Here is a 16,034-nt window from a genome sequence, read left to right as displayed (position 1 = left end):
GCAGATGAGCCAGTCGTTTTCCCTCCAGGACACCCTCGCCGCCGCCGACCTGCAGACGTACCTGTCGCGCGCCGCCCGCGTCGAGGAAGGGTCGGTGCGCCTGATCGCAGGATCGGGCGTGCTCGCCGTGTACACCGCCATCCTCTATCCGAGGGGGCTGCTCGACCAGACGCCGACCGTGCTCGGCCTGCGCACGTTCCTGACCGGGAACGATGCGGAGTTCGACGTGGTCGTGCCGATCCGCTCGCTGCTCGACCGGCTCGCGCGCGTGCGCGAGGCGGCGGAGAGTGCGGCGGCCGCCTCCGAGACCGGCGCGGTCGAGGAGGAGGGCCGCGACGGCGACGAGTCCGGCGCGGTGGACGGCGCCGTCGAGAGCGCCCCGTTGGAGGTCCGGCTGCCGATGGAGGCGCCGTCCGTCACCTGGGCGGGCATCTCGCCGCCCCGCGGCGGCTGGCGACCGGTCGGCGAGACCAGCTACGAGCTCCTGCAGGCCACGGCGGCCGCCGGCATCGCCGAGGTGGCGGAGGCGGTGCCGACGGGGACGGGGGAGCAGCTCGTCCAGCGCGTGCGCGCCGAGGTGTGGGGCCGTCCGATCGACGAACTGGAGTACGTCCCTGCCGGTGCGGCGTTCGCGGCCGAGAGCCTCGGATTCCTTGCCGCGGGGGAGCCGGTCGCCATCCTGGAGACCGGGCCCTGGACGCGGCTGACCACCCGGCGTGGGCACACGCTCATCCGCCGGCAGTCGTGGAGTCTGCGCGGCTGAGGAGGCCCTGCGCGGCTGAGGACGTCCTGCGAGGCTGAGGAGGTCCTGCGAGGCTGAGGCGAGCCTGCGCGGCGCGGCTAGACCGCCCGCGCCACCGCGCGCCCGGCCTGCCGCCCGGAGAACAGGCAGCCGCCGAGGAATGTCCCCTCCAGCGCCCGGTACCCGTGCACCCCGCCGCCGCCGAAGCCGCTCGCCTCGCCCGCCGCATACAGCCCCGGCACCGGCGCGCCGTCGATGCCGAGGACGCGGCCGTCGAGGTCCGTCTCGATGCCGCCGAGGCTCTTGCGGGTGAGGACGTGCAGCTTCACGGCGATCATCGGGCCGGCCTTCGGATCGGTGAGCCTGTGCGGCGACGCCACGCGGATGAGCTTGTCGCCCCGGTAGGCGCGCGCGCCTCGGACCGCGGCGAGCTGGAGGTCCTTGCCGAACGGGTTGTCGAGCTGCCGGTCGCGCTCCCGCACATGTCGGGCGACCAGGTCGGTGTCGAGCGGGACCTCCGACAGGCGCTGCATCCCGGCGAGGAGCTCGTCCAGGGTGTCAGCCACGACGAAGTCGGCGCCCTTCTCCTTGAAGGCCTCCACCGGTCCGGGCGCGCCGGGGCCGACGCGCTTGGCGAGCAGGCCGACGTCCTTGCCGGTCAGATCTGGGTTCTGTTCGCTGCCCGACAGCGCGAACTCCTTCTCGATGATCTTCTGCGTGAGGATGAACCAGGAGTAGTCGGAGCCCGTCACGCGGAGGTGCTCCAGCGTCCCGAGGGTGTCGAACCCCGGGAACAGCGGGGCGGGCAGCCGTTCGCCGCGCGCGTCCAGCCAGAGCGACGACGGCCCGGGCAGGATGCGGATGCCGTGCCGCTGCCAGACCGGGTCCCAGTTCTGGATGCCTTCGGTGTAGTGCCACATCCGGTCGCCGTTGATGAGGTGGGCGCCCGCCGTCTCGGCGATGCCGAGCATTCGGCCGTCGACGTGTGCGGGGACGCCGGAGAGCATGAAGTCCGGGGAGTGCCGAGCCGTTCCGGCCACGCCGCGCGCACCAGGTCGTGGTTGCCGCCGATCCCGCCGCTGGCGACCACGACCGCGGGCGCGCGCAGTTCGAAGTCCGCGATCCGTTCCCGGTTGCTCGCGGCGCCGCGCGCGGCGGAGTCGGGCTTGAGAACCGCGCCGCGGACGCCCACGACCCGGCCGTCCTCCACGATCAGCTCGTCCACCCGGTGGCGGTGCAGGAGTCGCGCCTTCCCCGTCACGGCGGCGGCCTGCACCTGGCGGAGGAACGGCTCCAGCACGCCGGGGCCGGTGCCCCAGGTGATGTGGAAGCGCGGCACCGAGTTGCCGTGGCCTCCCGCAGTACCGTCGCCGCGCTCCGCCCAGCCGACGACCGGGAAGAACCGGACGCCCTTCTGGTGCAGCCACGCGCGCTTCTCGCCTGCGGCGAACTGGAGGTAGGCCTCGGCCCAGCGCTTCGGCCAGTGGTCCTCCGCCCGGTCGAAGCCGGCGCTGCCGAACCAGTCCTGCCGGGCGAGCGCGAGCGAGTCGGTGACGCCCATGCGGCGCTGCTCGGGGAGTCGACGAGGAAGAGGCCGCCGAACGACCAGAACGCCTGACCGCCGAGGGAGGCCGCCGGCTCCTGGTCGAGGATCGTCACGGTCCTGCCCGCGTCCAGCAGCTCGCACGCCGCGACCAGCCCGGCGAGTCCGGCTCCCACGACGAGGCAGTCGGGTTCAGGGGTCATGGCGTGGCTCCTTCGGCACGGCGGGGAGGCGAGGGGCTACTCCTCGAATGTGTTGACCATAGCGAACGCGGCGCGCTCCAGGTAGCTCCAGAGGGTCTCGTCCTGCAGCGGCGGGAGCCCCAGCTCGTCGACCGCGACGCGCATGTGGGCGAGCCAGCGGTCGCGTGCGTCGGGGTTGACCTTGAAGGGGTTGTGCCGCATCCGGAGGCGGGGGTGGCCGCGCTCCTGGCTGTAGGTGGTCGGGCCGCCCCAGTACTGCTCGAGGAACCCGGTCAGCCGTTCCTTGGCAGGGCCGAGGTCCTCCTCCGGGTACATCGGGCGCAGCACCGGGTCGTCGGCGACGCCGCGGTAGAAGGTGTCCACGAGGCGCACGAACGTCGCGTGGCCGCCGACCTGCTCGAAGAAGGACGGGCCGAGCGGCGGCTCGGCGGGGAGGGTCGTCATGTCACTCTGCTTCTTCCGCGGGAGGCTGGTCGGCAGCCGGAGGTTTCGGCGTGCGGGGCTTGGCGGCGGGCTTCGCCGAGGTGGTGGCGCCGTCGGCCAGGGTGGTGGCGCCGTCGGCCGGGGTGGTGGGCGTCGTCGGCTTCGCCGCATCCGATCGCGGCGTGGCCGGCTTCGCAGGCGTGGCCGGCTTCGCAGGCGCGGCGTCCGGCTTCGTCTCGATCGCCGGCCGGATGCGGATGGCGCCGGGGTCCGGCGCCCGCGTCGCGGTGCGCTTCGCCGCCGCCCGCGCCTTGCGCCCGGTGAGCGGCCGGTCCGGCACGACGGGCGTCGGCCGGGTACGCGGCGGCTTGGCGCCGTTGACGCTCCCCGCGCCGTCGAAGCCGGAGAGCACGACGGCCGAGAGCGACGGCAGGGTGACGCCGAGTTCGTCGGTGGCCTGCTTGAGGCGCAGCCGCAGCTCGCGGGAGACATCGTCCTTCGCAGTGGTGCGGGTCTTCAGCACGATCCGGATCACGATCGCTTCGGCGGAGATCGACTCCAGCCCCCACAGCTCCGGCTTGTCGAGGATGCGCGAGCGCCACTTGGGGCTGGTCGCGAGCGCGGTCGCCGCCTCCATCATCTTCGCCTGCACCGCCTCGATGTCGGTGTCGTACGGCACCGCGACGTCCACGATCACGCGCGACCAGCCCTGCGACATGTTGCCGACGCGCAGGATCTCGCCGTTGCGGACGAACCAGAGGGTGCCGTTGACGTCGCGCACCTGGGTGATCCGGATGCCTACGGCCTCCACGACGCCGGTCGCCGGTCCCAGGTCGACGACATCGCCGACGCCGAGCTGGTCCTCCATGACCATGAAGAGGCCGTTGAGGACGTCCTTGACGATGTTCTGAGCACCGAAACCGAGGCCGGCGCCGATCGCGGCGGTGAGGAGGGCGAAGGACGTCAGCGCGTCCGGCGCGAACACCTGGATGACCAGGATGATCGTGACGATGCCGATCGTGACGTTGACGATGTTGCTCAGCACCGACCCGAGCGTCCGGGTGCGCTGGACGACACGCACTGCCGCGAGGGGCGATGCCACCAGCGCCTGGGTGTCGGTGACGCTCTGGCCCTTCTTGACCCCGCTGACGATCTGGCGCACGACGCGACGGATCACCACGCGCAGGATCCAGGCCAGGAGGATCGCGCCGAGGACGATGCCGGCCGCGTGCGCGAGGTTCCAGCCGGCGTCCACCATCCACGAGCCGAACGAGGTCCAGAAGTCCGCTTTCAGAATGCTCATCGCACGGAATCCTACCGACGGCTCCCTTGGCGTCGTCTGGAATCCGCGGCGCGGCTCAGCTCTCGACCAGCCCGTTCTCGTAGGCGAAGATCACCGCGTGCACCCGGTCGCGGAGCTGCAGCTTCGCGAGGACGCGGCCGACGTGCGTCTTGACCGTCGACTCGGTGAGGAAGAACTTCGCGCCGATCTCGCCGTTCGTCAGGCCGTCGGCCATCGCGAGGAGGATCTCGCGCTCGCGCGGCGTGAGGACCGCGGTCGGGTCGGCCGCTGCGGCTCCGGAGGCGCCGCTCGCGGGAAGCCGGTCGGCGAACAGCTCCAGCATGGAGCGGGTCACGCGGCCGGTGACAGCCGCGTCGCCCGCGGAGACCGCACGGATGGCCGCGGTCAGCTCGGCCGGGCGGGCGTCCTTGAGCAGGAAGCCGCTGGCGCCGGCGCGCAGACCGCCGAAGGCGTACTCGTCCAGGTCGAACGTGGTGAGGATGATGATGCGCGCATCCGGGTTCGCTGTGACGATGCGCCGGGTCGCCTCGATGCCGTCGAGGTTCGGCATCCGCACATCCATGAGGATCACGTCGGGCCGGGTCTCCACGGCGAGCCGGACCGCCTCGGCGCCGTCGGCCGCTTCACCGACCACGTGGATGTCGGGCTCGGTCTCCAGCACCATCCGGAAGCCCAGCCGGACGAGCGCCTGGTCGTCGACGAGCAGGATGCGCAGCGTCGGCTGCGCGGAGCCGGGGTCGGTCATTCGGGTCTCCTGGTCGGGTCGGCGCCCGTGCTGGGCTCGGTAGCAGTCGCGGTGGCGGTGGCGGTGGTGGCGGTCGGCGCCGGGCCGGAGGTCGGATCAGACGCGGCCGCGTCGGCGGCGGCCGGCGGCACGGTCGTGAACTCCGCGACGAGCCGCCACCCGCCGCCGCGCCGGGGTCCGGCCTCCAACGTGCCACCGTAGAGCGCGACGCGCTCGCGCAGCCCGAGCAGGCCGCTGCCCGAGCCCGGCACGGACTCGGTGTGCACCGTGGCGTCGTCGTCGACGGTGATGCGGATCACCCGCTCGCCGAACTCGATCGTCACGGCGACCGTGGTCGCGAGCGAGGCGTGACGGAGAGCGTTGGTGAGCGCTTCCTGAACGACCCGGAAGACCGTGAGCTGTTGCCCGACGTCAGTGGGCGGCGTGCCGGTGACGGTGATCCGCACCGGGAGGCCGGCCGCGCGGAAACGTTCGACCAGCTCGCGCAGGTCGGCGAGCCCGGGCTGCGGAGCGTGCGCCGCGGCATCCTCGTCGCCCGCGCGCAGCACCCCGAGCAGGCGGCGCATGTCGCCGAGAGCGCCCCGCCCGGTCTCCGCGACCAGCCGCATCGTCTCGGCCGAACGTTCCGGCGCCGTGCCGACGAGTCCGGCCGAGCCGTCGGCGAGGGCGATCATCACCGTCAGGCTGTGCGAGACGATGTCGTGCAGCTCCCGCGCCACGCGGCTGCGCTCGGCCGCGGTGGCGATCTCCGCCTGCTGATCGCGCTCTCGGGCGAGCTGGCGGGCACGGTCGATGAGCGCGTTCAAGTACCGCCGCCGGTTGCCGACGTTGCTGCCCATCAGCACCGCGACGATGCAGAACGCGAGCGCGGCGAAGCCGGACGGCACCGCCTGCGTCGAGAGCGGGGCGAAGTCCGGCACCTCCGACACGATGGTCGCGATGGTGAGGGAGACGACGGTCACGACCGCCGTGATGCCGTAGCCGATCCACGCGGAACGCACCGTGCGGTAGACCGCGAGCGCGTAGAGCGCGAACACCGCGGGCACGAAGTCGAGGTTGCGGCCGAGGAACACGCTGACGAGGAGGACGACGATCGCGACACCGAAGACCGCCCGTGGGTGCAGCCGCCGGGCGAACAGCGCAGCGCCGGCGACGACCACGAGGAGGAGCTGGATCGCGGAGGCCAGGCTCGGATTCCGCACCATGTGGACGATGCCCTCGGCGAGCGCCGGCACCAGGTAGACGCCCGCGACGACGGCGTCCACCACGAGCGGGTGGGCGCCGAAGTAGCGCCGCACCGCCCCGGGCGGCCTCGGGAGTTCGAGGTCGGCCGGGGCGGCGTCGGCTGGGGTCGTCGTGGCTGTCACGCGTCCCGTCGCTGCAGCAGAATCGCTCCGACGATGAACGAGACGGCGGTCCAGATCACGACGGTGAGGATGTTCTGCCAGGGCTCCTGGGTGCCGTTGGCCAGGCCGGCCATCCCGGCTCCCGACGCGCTGAGCAGGTAGTGCGACCAGTCGGCGATCCAGGTCTGCTTGGGCAGCAGCGCCTGCAGGAGCTCCGAGATGATCGGCAGCAGGAAGAGCACGCCGAGCGCCGTCGCGATGCCGCCCGCGCTGGCCTTCAGGATCGCTCCGACACCGAGAGCGAAGACGGCGACCAGCCCGAGGTAGGCGGCGGCGCCGAGGATCGACCACATCGTGGTGTCGGAGAACAGGTCGCCCTTGTAGCCCTTCGCTGTCAGCAGCGGCACGGCGATCGACCAGGAGGCTGCGAAGCTCACCAGACCGACGACGAACGAGACGAGGAAGAGCATGATCGCCTTCGCGGCGAACACGGGGAACCGGTGCGGCACGGCGGCGAACGACGAACGGATCATCCCGGTGGAGAACTCGCCGCTGATGGCGAGCACGCCGAGCACCGCGACGACGAGCGGCGCGAAGGTCAGCCCGGCCGTCGCAGCTCTCGTCGTGAAGTTCGTGAGCGCAGTCGCGGGCGCGCGCGCTCCGAGCGTGGAGGCGTCCGGCACCACGGCCGACAGCAGCGCGGCGAGGCCGACGATGAGGACGAGCACGCCCACCAGCGTCCAGAACGTCGACCGCAGCGAACGCAGCTTGATCCACTCCGAGCGCAGCACGCGCACGAAGCTCAGCCGGCCGACCTCGGCGTGGGCGTACCCGGTGACGGGTGCGGTTGCGGTGCTCATGAGGCGACCTCCGAGTGGTATTCGACCTCGTCCTGCGTGAGTTCGAGGTAGGCCTCCTCGAGAGAGGCGCTGAGCGGGGTGAGTTCGTGGAGCGCGATGCCCGCGCCGGCCGCGGCGTCGCCGATCTGCGCGGCGCTGAGCCCGGTGACCTCGATGAGCTGGGCCTCCACGCCGGTGATCGTGACGTCGCCGCCCTGGATCGCGCCTGCGAGCCGCTCGACCTCCGGCGTGCGGACCCGGACCGCGCTGCGCGTGGCGCCCGCGAGGATCTGGTCCACCGGGGCGTCGGCGAGGATGCGGCCGCGGCCGAGCACGATGATGTGGTCGGCGGTCTGCGACATCTCGCTCATCAGGTGCGAGGAGAGGAAGACCGTGCGGCCCTGCCCGGCGAGGTGGCGCGCGAACTGGCGCACCCAGAGCACGCCCTCCGGGTCGAGCCCGTTGACCGGCTCGTCCAGGATGAGCGTCGCCGGGTCGCCGAGCATGGCGGCGGCGATGCCGAGCCGCTGGCCCATGCCGAGCGAGAACCCGCCGACGCGCTTGCTCGCGACGGACTCCAGGCCGGTGAGGCCGATGACCTCGTGCACACGGCGCTTGGAGATGCCGTGGGTGGCGGCCATCGCCAGGAGGTGGTTGTAGGCGGTGCGTCCGGTGTGGACGGCCTTCGCGTCCAGCAGCGCGCCGACCTCGCCGAGCGGCGACCGCAGCTCGGCGTAGCGCTTGCCGTTGATGGTCGCGGTGCCGTGCGTCGGCCGGTCCAGCCCCATGATCATGCGCATGGTGGTGGACTTGCCCGCGCCGTTGGGCCCGAGGAAGCCGGTGACTTTGCCCGGCTGGATGGTCGCCGAGATGTCGTCGACAGCGGTCTTGCCGCCGAACCTCTTGGTGAGGCGTTCGAGTTGGATCATGGCTCCGAGAGTAGGGCTGCGGAGGGGCTGCCGTCATCGAACCGGGGTACGACCTGCGTGTCGCGGGCGTCGGGCGAGGGCATGAGGGGGAGTCAGTGTACGTGATATGCATTAGGCGCAATGGGTTGATGTGTCGTCGTGTCCGCACCTAGGTTGGCGAGGGACGACGTCGTCGACCGATTGGAAGACCATGCAACACCGCACGAAGATCGCCATCGCCGCTGCCGCGACGGGAGCGCTGACCCTGGGACTCTGTACGCCCGCCTACGCCGAAGAGGAGGCGAGTGACGTCATGGACGCGCTTGCATCGGTGAGCGACGGGGCGGGGAGCTCACCCTCAGACACGTCGGATGTGCTCAGTCACGTCGCGGACGTCCCCACGACGGAGAACGGCGAGTTCGCGATCCCGACCGATCCCCGCGACGACCTGACACTCGCCGTCGAGCATGTCGGCATCGAGATCTCGATCGGCCTGCCGTTCGCCGGGCGCGCGGAACGCGCCACGGTGGAGGCGGACGGGATCGTCTCCTACGACAACCGCAACGGCACGACGACGGTGCCTGTGGTCAAGGACGACGGGAGCGTCCAGATCACCACGGTCATCGATAACGCCTCCGCCCCGTCGCGCTTCGACTACACGATCGCGCTTCCCGCGGGCGGCTGCCTGGAGCAGCTGGACGGCGGGATGGTCGTCATCCGGGACGCCGAAGGCGGGTTCCAGGGCGGAGTGCTTCCCGCGTGGGCCAAGGACACCGACGGCGAGGACATGCCAACGCACTTCGTGGTCGACAGCGGGGTGCTGACCCAGGTGGTCGAGCATGACGCGTCGACCGCGTATCCGGTGGTGGCCGATCCGGAGGTGGGTGGCGGGCTGCTGGCCGGCTACTGGATGAATCGGCCGGGCCACAACGGCTACAAGGGCGCAAGCGTCTGGTCCACCCATCTTTCGGCGTGGGGTGCCGCCGTCTACACCCAGGGCCTCGTCGGAATCGAGATCGTGAAGAACCAGGGCTGGACCGAGTGGCGCAACTTCCCGCCCACTCCGGTGAGCGCGACGATCGAACAGCAGTACAAGTGCCACGCCCAGTTCGGCTACGCCGTGTGGCTGTCCGGGGTGTGGTGGGACTTCGAGACGGCGCGCCCCTCCAATCCGAACTGGCTGTGGAACCCCCAAAAATGCAACTGGGTCTAAGAGTGTCCAGGCTTAATCGCAAACGAGCGACGGTAGCCGCAGGCCTGGGCACCATGTGCGTCCTGGTCCTCGCCTCATGCACATATTTGGACCCGCGCGCCACGATTGATTTGCGGGAGAACATCGATTCGGCGGTCTACCTCCTCCCGCCGCTCGAGCGACCCGTCGACGTGACCGATGAAGTGTGCCCGAGCCGCTTCGGGTGCGAGAAGGCAGCCCAGTCGGAGCGGGTGCGCATCATGAAGTTCAGCAGCTACCCCAAGGCGCAGGTCGAGACGTACAAGCTGGCCAGATCGGGATTCCGATCCGACCGGCTCGTGATCGAATTCCTCGATCCGTCCGTCACCGACGAGGAGTGGAGGTTGGTCACCTCCACGCTTGATGGAACGTCAACCGCTTCACCGGACTGACGGCAACGAAACGGGGAGCCGGCACCAGCCGGACTCCCCGTTTCCGTCTCAGCGACCGCTTACGCCCGCGCGTCCCGCTCCTGCGCCGCGAGCGCCCGCTCGACGCCCGCGAGGTTCTCGACCACGAGCCGGCGCAGCGCGGCCGGCTCCGGGTTCGCGTCCAGCCATGCCCGCGTCGCGTCGCGGAGCTCGGCGTTCGCGAGCGGCGCCGGGTACATGCCCGCGACGAGGTATTCCGCGATCTTGTACGTGCGCGACGCCCAGACGTCCTGCAGCGCCGCGAAGTACGGCGCGACGAACGAGGCGAGCACCTCCTTGTCAGCAGCGCGCTGGAAGCCCAGCCCCGTGAAACGGACGATCGTGTTCGGCAGCGCGTCGGAGCCGAACACCGAGTCCCACGCCGCCTGCTTGCCCGTGAGGGTCGGGATGGAGGCGCGGGCCTGGGCGGCGAACTGCGCGCCGTTGGCGGTGTTGTCGGCGGCAAGGGCGGCGTCCACCTCGGCGTCGCCTGCGGCTCCGCCGGCGACGAGCGCGATGAGGAGCTCCCATGCCAGGTCGGTGTCCACGGTCAGCCCCGGGAGGGTCACCGTTCCGTCGCGCAAGGCGGCGATGTTCGCGAGCTGCTCCGGGGTGGAGGCCAGCGCCGCGAAGAACTTCACGAACTGGAACTGGGCGTCGCTGCCGGCCTCGGCCTGCTGCGCGAGCTCCCAGAGCCTGGTCGCCGCGTCCTCGCTCGTCTGCTTCTGACGCTCGGGCGCGACGTAGCTGCCGGCCGCGAGGACGAGCTGGTTGAGCGTGGTCCGCAGCGTGGTCGACTCCGTCTCGGACGCGATGTTGCCGAGCACGAGGCGCACGTAGTCGCTCGCCGGCGTCTCGGCGTCGCGGGTGGCGTCCCAGACAGCGCCCCAGACCAGCGAGCGGGCGAGCGGGCTCTCGATCGAGGACAGGTGCTCGAGCGCCACGCGGTGCGACTCATCGTCCAGACGGATCTTCGCATAGGCGAGGTCGTCGTCGTTGAGCAGGATGAGCGCGGGGCGCTTCTGCCCGACCAGTTCGGCGACCTCGGTCCGCTCTCCGTCGACGTCCAGCTCGACGCGCGAGGTGCGGACCAGGCGGCCCTCCACCAGGTCGTAGAAGCCGACCGCGAGGCGGTGCGGGCGGATGGTGGGGTAGTCAGCGGCGGCGGTCTGGAGGATCGCGAAGGCGGTGATCGTGCCGTCGGCGTCGACCGTCAGCTCCGGGCGGAGGGTGTTGACGCCCGCCGTCTCCAGCCATTTCTTGGACCATCCGGTGAGGTCGCGGCCGCTGGTGGCCTCGAGCTCGACCAGGAGGTCGGTGAGCTCGGTGTTGCCGTGCTGGTGCTTCTTGAAGTACTGCGCGACGCCGGCGAGGAAGTCCTCCTGGCCGACCCACGCGACGAGCTGCTTGAGCACGGACGCGCCCTTGGCGTAGGTGATGCCGTCGAAGTTGACCTGGACGTCCTCCAGGTCGTTGATCGTGGCGACGATCGGGTGGGTGGACGGGAGCTGGTCCTGGCGGTACGCCCAGCTCTTCTCCATCGCGGCGAAGGTCGTCCAGGCCTCGGTCCACTCGGTGGCCTCGGCCGTGGCGAGCGTGGAGGCGTACTCGGCGAACGACTCGTTCAGCCACAGGTCGTTCCACCACTTCATGGTGACCAGGTCGCCGAACCACATGTGCGCGAGCTCGTGCAGGATCGTGACGACCCGGCGCTCCTTGATCGCGTCGGTGACCTTCGAACGGAAGACGTACGTCTCGGTGAAGGTCACCGCGCCGGCGTTCTCCATCGCGCCCGCGTTGAACTCGGGCACGAAGAGCTGGTCGTACTTCTCGAACGGGTACGCGTAGTCGAACTTCTCTTCGTAGAACGCGAAGCCCTCGCGGGTCTTCTCGAAGATGTAGTCGGCGTCGAGGTACTCGGCGAGGCTCTTGCGCGCGTACACGCCGAGCGGGATGGTGCGGCCGTCGCGGCTGGTCAGCTCGCTGTGGACCGACTCGTACGGGCCGGCGACGAGCGCCGTGATGTAGGAGGAGATGACGGGAGTGGCGGCGAACGACCAGGTCTTGGCGCCCTCGCCGGCCTCCGCGGGCTCCGGGGTGGGGGAGTTGCTCACGACCGCCCAGTGCGCGGGAGCCGTGACGGTGAACGTGAACTCGGCCTTGAGGTCGGGCTGCTCGAACACCGTGAACATGCGCCGGGAGTCCGGCACCTCGAACTGCGAGTACAGGTAGACCTCACCGTCGACCGGGTCGAGGAAGCGGTGCAGGCCCTCACCGGTGTTGGTGTAGATCGCGTCGGCGTCGACGGTCAGCGTGTTCTCCGCCTGGAGGCCGTCGAGCTGGATGCGCACGCCGTCCGAGACCTCTGCGGGGTCCAGTTCGACGCCGTTCAGCACGACAGAGTGGACGGTGCGCGTGATCGCGTCGATGAACGTCGACGCGCCCTCCGTGGCGGAGAAGCGCACGGTCGTCGTGCTGCGGAAGGTCTCCGGCCCGGTCGTCAGGTCGAGGGCGACGTCGTAGCTGTGGGTGCGGACGAGCGACGCGCGCTCCTGGGCTTCGATGCGGGTGAGGTTTTCTCCGGGCAACGCTGACTCCTTGAAAAGCGGGATCTGGGTGTGGATCGTGTCCACCGGATCCACCTTACTGACGCGGCGACGGCGGCGTCGGCGGCCTTCCCTAGACTGTTCGCATGCGCATCCACATCGCCACCGATCACGCCGGTCTCGAGTTCAGCACGCACCTGCAGTCGCACCTCACCGGGGCCGGGCACGAGGTCGTCGACCACGGTCCGACGGAGTACGACCCGATCGACGATTACCCGGCGTTCTGCATCAACGCGGCAAAGGCGGTCGTCCGCGACCAGCAGGCCGGCGTGGAGGCGCTGGGCGTGGTGTTCGGCGGGTCCGGCAACGGCGAGCAGATCGCCGCCAACAAGGTCCTCGGCGTCCGCGCCGCGCTGGTGTGGAACGAGAGCACCGCCGAGCTCGCCCGCCAGCACAACGACGCCAACGTGATCTCGATCGGAGCCCGCCAGCACACCGTCGAGGAGGCCACCCGCTTCATCGATCTCTTCATCGCCACACCGTTCTCGCTGGAGGAGCGTCACGTCCGGCGCATCGCGCAGCTCGCGGAATACGAGGCCACCGGCGACATCGCGGGCAAGAACGTGGACCGCTGATGCCCGAGGGCCACTCCGTCCACCGGATCGCCAAGCAGTTCGCGGTCAACTTCGTCGGGCACCGCGTCGCGGTGTCGTCCCCGCAGGGCCGCTTCGCGGACGACGCGAAGCGCATCGACGGGCGCACCATGATCGCCGCGAAGGCGGTGGGCAAGCAGATGTTCCTGGAGTTCGACAACGAGCTCTGGCTGCGCGTCCACCTCGGCATCTACGGCGCCTGGGACTTCGCCGGCGACATCAGTGTCGATCCGACCATCGCGAGCGCGAACGGGCGGATGGGCCAAACGCAGCAGAAGGGCACGGCCGGCCAGGAGGGCGCCGTCTTCGACGAGGCGGGCGAGAACTCGCTTCACTCCATCGGGGCGCCCCGCCGCACCCGGCTCCGCATGTCGGAGTCCGAGAAGGTGGAGGCCGATATCGACGTCTTCCCGCCGGAGCCGATCGGCCAGGTGCGCGTGCGGTTGCTCACGGACACCGCCGTCGCCGACCTCCGCGGCCCGACCGCGTGCGAGGTGCTGGACCCCGCCGAGGTGGACGCCGTGATCGCCAAGCTCGGCCCCGACCCGCAGCTGGACGACGGCCCGGAGGCCGAGGAGGCCTTCGTCGCGAAGGTCCGCAAGAAGCCGACCTCCATCGCCCTGCTGCTGATGGACCAGAGCGTCGTGAGCGGCATCGGCAACGTGTACCGCGCCGAACTGCTCTTCCGCGCCCGCCAGAACCCGCACACCCCGGGCAAGCTCGTCCCGGAGGACACCGTCCGGGAGCTCTGGCGAGACTGGGTGCACCTGCTGAGGATCGGCGTCGAGACCGGTCAGATGATGACGATGGACGACCTGGACGAGGAGTCGTACCGCAAGGCGATGGCCAAGCGCGAGGATCGGCACTGGGTCTACAAGCGCGAGGGCCTGCCCTGCCGGGTCTGCGGCACGCACATCGTGATGGAGGAGCTGGGCGGCCGCAAGCTGTACTGGTGCCCCAAGGACCAGAAGTAAGGAGCGCTTCGTGCGTCAGAACCCCAGCTTCACCCTCGCCGACCGGACGGAGATCGAGCGGATCATCCGCGAGAACCCGTGGGGCACGTTCGTGAGCAACGCCTCCACCGGGCTGGTCGCCTCGCACTACCCGGTCATCCTCGACGACTCCCGCGAGGAGCTCAGCATCGTGAGCCACGTCGGGCGTCCAGACGAGCAGCTCCACGAATTGGGCGAGCATGAGCTGCTGGTGATCTTCCAGGGTCCGCACGGGTACATCTCCTCGTCCTGGTACGACGCCGACCCGGCCGTGCCGACCTGGAACTTCGTCGCCGTGCACCTGTCCGGGGTGCCGGAGCTGTTGAGCCCGGAGGAGAATCTCCGGGTGCTCGAGAAGCTGGTGGACCACTTCGAGCGCGAGTTGCCGAACCCACGGCAGATGCGCGGGACGCTGGAGGACGAGCGCTACGCCGAGCGCATCTCGTCCGGCACGGTCGGTGTGCGGTTGACGCCGACGAAAATCGTCGCCAAGCAGAAGATGAGCCAGAACCGTCCCGACCACATCGTGGACTCGATCATGACCGAACTCGGCGGCAGCTCGCCGTACGCGAGCCCGGCGCTGCTGCGTGAGATGCAGCTGGTGCACGACCGCCGCCGCGCGGCGCGATGACGTTCGTCCTGGCGGACGCGCGGCTGCCCGGGTCGGATCGCCGCGTGGACGTCACGGTCCGTGACGGCCGCATCGCGTCCATCCATCCGGCGGGGGTTCCCGGCGGGCTGAGCCGGGAGCGCATCCCGCTCGACGGGCGCTGGCTCATCCCGGGGCTGTGGGACCAGCACGTGCACTTCACCCAGTGGGCGCAGACCGCGCGCCGCCTGAACGTGTCGGGCGCGTCGTCGGCTGCCGACGCGGCCGCCCTCGTGCGCCGGCGCGCCGAGGCGGATCCCGGGGCGGACGTGCTGGTCGGCTTCGGCTTCCATGACGCCCTGTGGCCCGACCTCCCGACCCGCGAGCTCCTCGACACCGCGGCGGGGGACTGGCCGGTGGTGCTGATCGCGGGAGACCTGCACTGCTCGTGGTTGAACACCGCGGCGTTCGAACGGTTCGCGCCGAGCGCGGAGGGCGCGCTGCTGCGCGAGGACGAGAGCTTCGCCCTGACGAGCAGGCTCACACCGTCCGACGACGCGACGCTCGACCGGTGGGCGGCGGAGACCGCCCAGCAGGCGGCCGCGCGCGGCGTAGTCGGGATCGTGGACCTGGAGTACGGCTGGAACCTGGAGGTCTGGACCCGCCGGTTCGCCGCGGGGTTCCGTGGGCTGCGCGTCGAGTTCGGCGTCTACCGCGACCGGATCGCCGACGCGGTCGGCCTGGGACTGCGCACCGGTCGCGCCGTGGACGGGACGGACGGCCTCCTCTCGATGGGCCCCTTCAAGGTGATCTCGGACGGCTCGCTGAACACCCGCACGGCGCTCTGCCTGTACCCGTACCCGAACGGCGGCCACGGCGTCGCCAACCTGACAGCCGACGAGCTGCTGGCGGACTTGCGGTTCGCGGCCGGGAACGGCATCGAGCCCGCCGTGCACGCGATCGGCGACGAGGCGAACCGGCTGGCGCTGGACGCTTTCGGGGCGCTCGGCTCGGGAGGCCGCATCGAGCATGCGCAGCTCATCGACCCGGCCGACATCCCTCGCTTCGCCGCGCTCGGGGTGACGGCGAGCGTCCAGCCCGAGCACGCGATGGACGACCGCGATGTCGCCGACCGGCTCTGGGCCGGCCGCACCGGCGACGCGTTCCCGCTCGCGTCGTTGCTCGCCTCCGGCGCACGGCTCGCTTTCGGCTCCGACGCCCCCGTCGCCCCACTCGACCCGTGGGCGGCGATCGCGTCCGCGGTCGGCCGTACGCGCGACGGCCGGGAGCCCTGGCATCCCGAGCAGCGCATCCCGGTGGCGGCGGCTCTGGCCGCGTCGACCCGGACCCGCGTCGCCGTCGGCGAGGCCGCCGACCTCGCCGTCGTGGAGGCCGACCCGCTCGCGGCGTCGCCGGACGAGCTGCGCGGCATGCCGGTCGCCGCGACCCTGCTGGCCGGGCGTTTCACGCACGACGCGCTCGTCTGACGGGACGGGGAGGGGGATAACCCCCGCACGGTTCGGGAGGGTCGCGGGATGGGGGCGCGTCGGTCCGGTCGCGA

Annotated in this window: 14 protein-coding genes and 1 pseudogene; 7 read left to right on the top strand and 8 right to left on the bottom strand. The window is 70.9% G+C overall.

The features are described from left to right. Positions 1-4 precede the first annotated feature (4 nt). Positions 5-763 (top strand): hypothetical protein, encoded by a 759-nt coding sequence (locus ACR5MH_RS04875; protein ID WP_433862349.1) that lies wholly within the window; start codon positions 5-7, stop codon positions 761-763. 77 nt (positions 764-840) lie between these two features. Here ACR5MH_RS04875 and ACR5MH_RS04870 read toward each other — a convergent pair. The 7 genes and pseudogenes from ACR5MH_RS04870 to ACR5MH_RS04840 form a co-directional block, all read right to left on the bottom strand. Then, positions 841-2,488: pseudogene (locus ACR5MH_RS04870) on the bottom strand (FAD-binding dehydrogenase). Between the two features lie 36 nt (positions 2,489-2,524). Beyond that, complete coding sequence (locus ACR5MH_RS04865; RefSeq protein ID WP_431346367.1) at positions 2,525-2,932, bottom strand: globin; 408 nt, start codon at positions 2,930-2,932, stop codon at positions 2,525-2,527. Between the two features lies 1 nt (position 2,933). Further along, a complete protein-coding gene (locus ACR5MH_RS04860; RefSeq protein WP_431346368.1) occupies positions 2,934-4,214 on the bottom strand; it encodes a mechanosensitive ion channel domain-containing protein in 1,281 nt (426 codons plus the stop codon). A gap of 55 nt (positions 4,215-4,269) precedes the next feature. Beyond that, the gene (locus ACR5MH_RS04855) at positions 4,270-4,959 is read right to left on the bottom strand and encodes a response regulator (protein ID WP_431346369.1); all 690 of its coding nucleotides are present in this window, start codon (positions 4,957-4,959) and stop codon (positions 4,270-4,272) included. Beyond that, positions 4,956-6,326: a sensor histidine kinase gene (locus ACR5MH_RS04850; RefSeq protein ID WP_431346370.1), complete on the bottom strand. Its 1,371-nt coding sequence runs from the start codon at positions 6,324-6,326 to the stop codon at positions 4,956-4,958. The genes ACR5MH_RS04855 and ACR5MH_RS04850 overlap by 4 nt, the downstream gene beginning before the upstream one ends. Next, positions 6,323-7,165, bottom strand: a complete 843-nt coding sequence (locus tag ACR5MH_RS04845) for an ABC transporter permease subunit (protein ID WP_431346371.1) — start codon at positions 7,163-7,165, stop codon at positions 6,323-6,325. The genes ACR5MH_RS04850 and ACR5MH_RS04845 overlap by 4 nt, the downstream gene beginning before the upstream one ends. Further along, entirely contained in the window at positions 7,162-8,073 is a 912-nt protein-coding gene (locus ACR5MH_RS04840) for an ATP-binding cassette domain-containing protein (protein ID WP_431346372.1), read from the bottom strand. The genes ACR5MH_RS04845 and ACR5MH_RS04840 overlap by 4 nt, the downstream gene beginning before the upstream one ends. Positions 8,074-8,263: 190 nt before the next feature. On the opposite strand from ACR5MH_RS04840, the gene ACR5MH_RS04835 reads away from it, so the two are divergent. Then, positions 8,264-9,265 carry a hypothetical protein gene (locus tag ACR5MH_RS04835; protein ID WP_431346373.1) on the top strand — a complete coding sequence of 334 codons (1,002 nt, stop codon included), beginning with the start codon at positions 8,264-8,266 and terminating at the stop codon, positions 9,263-9,265. Positions 9,266-9,351: 86 nt separating this feature from the next. After that, on the top strand, positions 9,352-9,675 hold the full coding sequence (locus ACR5MH_RS04830) for a hypothetical protein (protein WP_431346374.1): 324 nt from the start codon (positions 9,352-9,354) through the stop codon (positions 9,673-9,675). 59 nt (positions 9,676-9,734) lie between these two features. On the opposite strand, the gene pepN is transcribed toward ACR5MH_RS04830, so the two are convergent. Then, positions 9,735-12,281: an aminopeptidase N gene (gene pepN / locus ACR5MH_RS04825; protein ID WP_431346572.1), complete on the bottom strand. Its 2,547-nt coding sequence runs from the start codon at positions 12,279-12,281 to the stop codon at positions 9,735-9,737. Positions 12,282-12,385: 104 nt separating this feature from the next. Between pepN and ACR5MH_RS04820 the strand changes: the two genes are divergently transcribed. The 4 genes from ACR5MH_RS04820 to ACR5MH_RS04805 are packed head-to-tail and all read left to right on the top strand — an operon-like array spanning position 12,386 to position 15,960. Continuing rightward, positions 12,386-12,874, top strand: coding sequence for a ribose-5-phosphate isomerase (locus ACR5MH_RS04820; protein WP_431346375.1), 489 nt, complete (start codon positions 12,386-12,388; stop codon positions 12,872-12,874). Beyond that, positions 12,874-13,866, top strand: coding sequence for an Fpg/Nei family DNA glycosylase (locus ACR5MH_RS04815; RefSeq protein WP_431346376.1), 993 nt, complete (start codon positions 12,874-12,876; stop codon positions 13,864-13,866). Before ACR5MH_RS04820 ends, ACR5MH_RS04815 begins: the two co-directional genes overlap by 1 nt. Before the next feature lie 10 nt (positions 13,867-13,876). Continuing rightward, positions 13,877-14,515, top strand: a complete 639-nt coding sequence (locus ACR5MH_RS04810) for an FMN-binding negative transcriptional regulator (RefSeq protein ID WP_431346377.1) — start codon at positions 13,877-13,879, stop codon at positions 14,513-14,515. Next, a complete protein-coding gene (locus ACR5MH_RS04805) occupies positions 14,512-15,960 on the top strand; it encodes an amidohydrolase (protein ID WP_431346378.1) in 1,449 nt (482 codons plus the stop codon). The genes ACR5MH_RS04810 and ACR5MH_RS04805 overlap by 4 nt, the downstream gene beginning before the upstream one ends. Positions 15,961-16,034 lie beyond the last annotated feature (74 nt).

The organism is Streptomyces sp. L7 (genome assembly GCF_050990935.1).
Taxonomy (GTDB): Bacteria; Actinomycetota; Actinomycetes; order Actinomycetales; family Microbacteriaceae; genus Leifsonia.
This window is presented reverse-complemented; position numbering and strand designations above follow the sequence as displayed.

Bases quoted from the DNA above. Each gene is read 5' to 3' on its own strand.
- ACR5MH_RS04845 (WP_431346371.1), bottom strand. From the start codon at position 7,165: ATGAGCACCGCAACCGCACCCGTCACCGGGTACGCCCACGCCGAGGTC.
- ACR5MH_RS04865 (WP_431346367.1), bottom strand. From the start codon at position 2,932: ATGACGACCCTCCCCGCCGAGCCGCCGCTCGGCCCGTCCTTCTTCGAG.
- ACR5MH_RS04835 (WP_431346373.1), top strand. From the start codon at position 8,264: ATGCAACACCGCACGAAGATCGCCATCGCCGCTGCCGCGACGGGAGCG.
- ACR5MH_RS04840 (WP_431346372.1), bottom strand. From the start codon at position 8,073: ATGATCCAACTCGAACGCCTCACCAAGAGGTTCGGCGGCAAGACCGCT.
- ACR5MH_RS04815 (WP_431346376.1), top strand. From the start codon at position 12,874: ATGCCCGAGGGCCACTCCGTCCACCGGATCGCCAAGCAGTTCGCGGTC.
- ACR5MH_RS04860 (WP_431346368.1), bottom strand. From the start codon at position 4,214: ATGAGCATTCTGAAAGCGGACTTCTGGACCTCGTTCGGCTCGTGGATG.
- ACR5MH_RS04875 (WP_433862349.1), top strand. From the start codon at position 5: ATGAGCCAGTCGTTTTCCCTCCAGGACACCCTCGCCGCCGCCGACCTG.
- ACR5MH_RS04855 (WP_431346369.1), bottom strand. From the start codon at position 4,959: ATGACCGACCCCGGCTCCGCGCAGCCGACGCTGCGCATCCTGCTCGTC.
- ACR5MH_RS04820 (WP_431346375.1), top strand. From the start codon at position 12,386: ATGCGCATCCACATCGCCACCGATCACGCCGGTCTCGAGTTCAGCACG.
- ACR5MH_RS04805 (WP_431346378.1), top strand. From the start codon at position 14,512: ATGACGTTCGTCCTGGCGGACGCGCGGCTGCCCGGGTCGGATCGCCGC.